Below are 3,927 nucleotides of genomic sequence, written 5' to 3' on the forward strand. Positions count from 1 at the left end.
GTGGGGGGGGGGGGGGGGGGGGGGGGGGGGGGGGGGGGGGGCGGGGGGGGGGGGGGGGGGGCGGGGGGGGGGTGGTGGGGGGGGCGGGGGCGGGGGTGGGGTGTCGTCCGGGACGGGCTTCGATGTTCGGCGCCATTTCCGGGTCGGCTCTGTCGGGCGGGACGTTGCGCCGAATTCATCTCGTTTTAGTCCCGGCCGACACCCCACCCCGTCCCCGACCCCGGGCGTACCGCCTGACCCCGGCAGCACCCTCCAGCCCACCCGGCACCTACCCAGCCCCGGCCAGCAATGCCAGCCCCGCCGGGACCATTCAGCCTGGCCGGGACTTTTCAGCCTCGCCGGCGTTTGAGGCGCGGGGTACGGGGCAGAGCCCCGATCTTTGGCCCGTACCCAACTCAGTCACGCCAGGTGCGTCCAGCCCCTCCGGCGATTGAGGAGCAGGGGGACCGGTCCCGCGCGGTGGTGGTCTACGCGCCCTCGGCAATGGTGGCGCGGACCTCCGCCACCCGTTCCGACTCCTCGGCCGCGAACCGCTCGCGGTCCAGCGCCTCGGCGATCTCCTCGTCCTGGCTCATCAGGAGGTCGAGGTTCGAGTCGCCCATCTCGAAGACGCCCATGTCGAGGTACGCCTTCTGCAACCGCTCCCCCCACAGCCCGATGTCCTTCACACACGGCACGATCCGGCTGAACAGCAGCTTCCGGAACAGGTGCAGGAATTCCGACTGCTCGCTGTACTCCTCCGCCTCCCGCCGCGCGATCCCGAAGTTCTCCAGCACCTCCACCCCGCGCAGCCGGTCCCGCATCAGGTAGCAGCCCTCGATCACGAACTCCTCGCGCTCGCGCAGCTCGGCGTCCGTCAGCTGCTTGTAGTAGTCCCGCAGTGCCATCCGCCCGAAGGCCACGTGCCGGGCCTCGTCCTGCATCACGTACGCCAGGATCTGCTTCGGCAGCGGCTTGTCCGTCGTGTCGCGGATCATGCCGAAGGCCGCCAGCGCCAGCCCCTCGATCAGCACCTGCATGCCCAGGTACGGCATGTCCCAGCGGGAGTCGCGCAGGGTGTCGCCCAGCAGTGCCTGGAGGCTGTCGTTGATCGGGTAGAGCATCCCGACCTTCTCGTGCAGGAAGCGCCCGAAGATCTCCGCGTGCCGGGCCTCGTCCATGGTCTGGGTGGCGGAGTAGAACTTCGCGTCCAGGTCCGGCACCGATTCCACGATGCGCGCCGCGCACACCATCGCGCCCTGCTCGCCGTGCAGGAACTGGCTGAACTGCCAGGCGCTGTAGTGCCGGCGCAGCTCGCCCTTGTCCTTCTCGGTGAGTTTGGCCCAGTGCCGCGTCCCGTAGAGCGTCTGCACCTCGTCCGGCGTGCCCAGCGGATCGTACGGGTCCACCTCGATGTCCCAGTCGATGCGCTTGGCGCCGTCCCACTGCTTGTCCTTGCCCTTCTGGTAGAGCGCGAGGAGCCGTTCGCGGCCGCCGTCGTACTCCCAGCTGAAGCGCGCGGAGCCGGAGGCCGGAACCTGCCAGACGCCCTCGCCCGGGTCCTTGGTGTAGAGCTCGTGCGTCGACACTGACGCCTCCTCGTCTCAGGTACTGCCGTACTGCCGTACAGGACTGGACAGTTGGCAGCGTCACACGTTGGTAGACGCGGGGTCAACAAGTCGTGCGCGGGGGATTGACGACCTTGCTGACAGGCAGTCTTATAAGCAGTGACCGCCGGTAACCCAACGAGCGAGGTATCCCAAGCCATGACGACCGCGACCGATCGAAACGCGCTGAGGGACGCACTCGGCCTGCTCAAGGACCGCGAGCAGATCGCCGAACGGCTGCTCGAATCCTCCGCCAAGCACTCCTTCGACCCCGACAAGGAACTCGACTGGGACGCCCCGGCGATCGAGGGCAAGTACTACTGGCCGCCGGAACTGCTCTCCCTCTACGACACCCCGCTCTGGAAGAAGATGGGGGAGGAGCAGCGCATCGACCTCTCCCGCCACGAGGCGGCGGCGCTCGGCTCGCTCGGGATCTGGTTCGAGATCATCCTCATGCAGCTGCTGGTCCGGCACATCTACGACAAGTCCCTGACCAGCAACCACGTCCGGTACGCGCTCACCGAGATCGCCGACGAGTGCCGCCACTCGATGATGTTCGCCCGCATGATCCAGAAGGCCGGCGCCCCCTCCTATCCGGTCTCCCGCGTCAACCACAACCTCGCCCGCGTCCTCAAGACGATCTCGACCACCCCCGGCTCCTTCGCCTGCACCCTCCTCGGCGAGGAGATCCTCGACTGGATGCAGCGCCTGACCTTCCCGGACGAGCGCGTCCAGCCCCTCGTCCGCGGCGTCACCCGGATCCACGTCATCGAAGAGGCCCGCCACGTCCGGTACGCCCGCGAGGAACTGCGCCGCCAGATGCTCACCGCCCCGCGCTGGGAGCAGGAACTCACCCGGATCAGCTGCGGCGAGGCCGCCCGCGTCTTCTCCCTCGCCTTCGTCAACCCGGCCGTCTACGAGAACATCGGCCTGGACCGGCGCGAGGCCGTGGCCCAGGTCAGGGCGAGCGGACACCGGCGCGAGGTCATGCAGACCGGCGCCAAGCGGCTCACCGACTTCCTCGACGACATCGGCGTCCTGCGCGGAGTCGGCCGCAGGCTGTGGAAGAGCTCCGGCCTCCTCGCCTGAAGGGCGTCGTCTACGCTGCGTGCATGACCGTACGCGCCTACCGCAGACTGAGCGTCGAGGAGCGCCGAGCCCAACTCCTCGACGTCGCCCTCTCGCTGTTCGCGCACCGGGCGCCCGAGGAGGTCTCGCTCGACGACGTCGCCGAGGTGGCCGGGGTCTCGCGCCCCCTCGTCTACCGCTACTTCCCCGGCGGCAAGCAGCAGCTCTACGAAGCCGCCCTGCGCTCGGCGGCCGACCTCCTCGAACAGTGCTTCGCCGAACCGCAGCAGGGCCCCCTGACCCAGCGCCTGACGCGCGCCCTCGACCGCTACCTGGCCTTCGTCGACGAGCACGACGCCGGCTTCTCGGCCCTCCTCCAGGGCGGCAGCGTCGTCGAGACCTCCCGTACGACGGCGACCGTGGACGGCATCCGCCGGGCCGCGGCCGCGCAGATCCTCGTCCACCTGGGCGTCCCGCAGCCCGGCCCCCGGCTGCGCATGATGGTCCGTACGTGGATCACCGCGGTGGAGGCGGCGTCCCTCATCTGGATCGACGAGGGCAAACAGCCCGGGGTGGACGCCCTGCGGGACTGGCTGGTGGACCAGTTCATCGCCCTGCTGACCGCAACCGCCGCCACGGACCCGGAAACCGCGGCGGCCGCCCGCGCGGCCCTGGCCCTTGAACCGGCGGAGGGCCCGGTCGGGGTCCTGGCGCGGCGCGTGATCCCGGTGGTCTCCGAGGCGGCGCACCTGCTGTGACACTGAGGGGGTGAGAAGCCAACCCACCCCCTTCGAGGGCGGCCCGATGGACGGCCGGGTCCTCCCGATCCTGCTCGGCCCGACCGGCCACCCGCCGAAGTGGTACGAGATCCCGGTCCCGGCGGCGGACGGCGGCCCGCCGACGGTGCTCCTCTACGAGCGGGTCCCGTCGGGCTACTCGAAGCGGCTGCACCTCCAGAAGGGCTGGAAGTACCTCCACGTCCCGACGGGCCGCAAACCAAAGCCCCGCTGGCCCTGGACCAAGCCGACCCGCCCCTGACCCCCGCCCTCCCCGAACCGCGGGCTCCCCGCGCCTCAAACGCCGGCGAGGCTGAACAGTGCCGGCCAGGCTGAATGGTCCCGGCGGGGCCGGAATTGCCGGCCGGGGCTGGGTAGGTGCCGGGTGGGCTGGAGGGTGCTGCCGGGGTCGGGGACGGGGTGGGGTGTCGGCCGGGACTAAAACGAGATGAATTCGGCGCGATGGCAGGTCCGACAGAGCCGACCCGGAAAGGGCG

Annotated in this window: 4 protein-coding genes; 3 read left to right on the forward strand and 1 reads right to left on the reverse strand. The window is 70.4% G+C overall.

What is annotated here, in order from left to right; translation table 11 throughout:
• Positions 1 to 467: 467 nt before the first annotated feature.
• Positions 468 to 1,568, reverse strand: coding sequence for a ferritin-like domain-containing protein (locus ACGFYU_RS35430; RefSeq protein ID WP_393831418.1), 1,101 nt, complete (start codon positions 1,566 to 1,568; stop codon positions 468 to 470).
• 177 nt (positions 1,569 to 1,745) lie between these two features.
• Between ACGFYU_RS35430 and ACGFYU_RS35435 the strand changes: the two genes are divergently transcribed.
• The 3 genes from ACGFYU_RS35435 to ACGFYU_RS35445 are packed head-to-tail and all read left to right on the forward strand — an operon-like array spanning position 1,746 to position 3,692.
• Positions 1,746 to 2,675 (forward strand): diiron oxygenase, encoded by a 930-nt coding sequence (locus ACGFYU_RS35435; protein WP_393831419.1) that lies wholly within the window; start codon positions 1,746 to 1,748, stop codon positions 2,673 to 2,675.
• 23 nt (positions 2,676 to 2,698) lie between these two features.
• The gene (locus tag ACGFYU_RS35440) at positions 2,699 to 3,412 is read left to right on the forward strand and encodes a TetR/AcrR family transcriptional regulator (RefSeq protein WP_393831420.1); all 714 of its coding nucleotides are present in this window, start codon (positions 2,699 to 2,701) and stop codon (positions 3,410 to 3,412) included.
• Positions 3,413 to 3,422: 10 nt separating this feature from the next.
• On the forward strand, positions 3,423 to 3,692 hold the full coding sequence (locus ACGFYU_RS35445) for a hypothetical protein (RefSeq protein WP_393831421.1): 270 nt from the start codon (positions 3,423 to 3,425) through the stop codon (positions 3,690 to 3,692).
• Positions 3,693 to 3,927 lie beyond the last annotated feature (235 nt).

The organism is Streptomyces sp. NPDC048337 (assembly GCF_043201175.1).
GTDB lineage: Bacteria > Actinomycetota > Actinomycetes > Streptomycetales > Streptomycetaceae > Streptomyces.

Excerpts from the sequence above, each read along its gene's own strand:
- ACGFYU_RS35440 (WP_393831420.1), top strand. The coding sequence starts at position 2,699 with ATGACCGTACGCGCCTACCGCAGACTGAGCGTCGAGGAGCGCCGAGCC.
- ACGFYU_RS35435 (WP_393831419.1), top strand. The coding sequence starts at position 1,746 with ATGACGACCGCGACCGATCGAAACGCGCTGAGGGACGCACTCGGCCTG.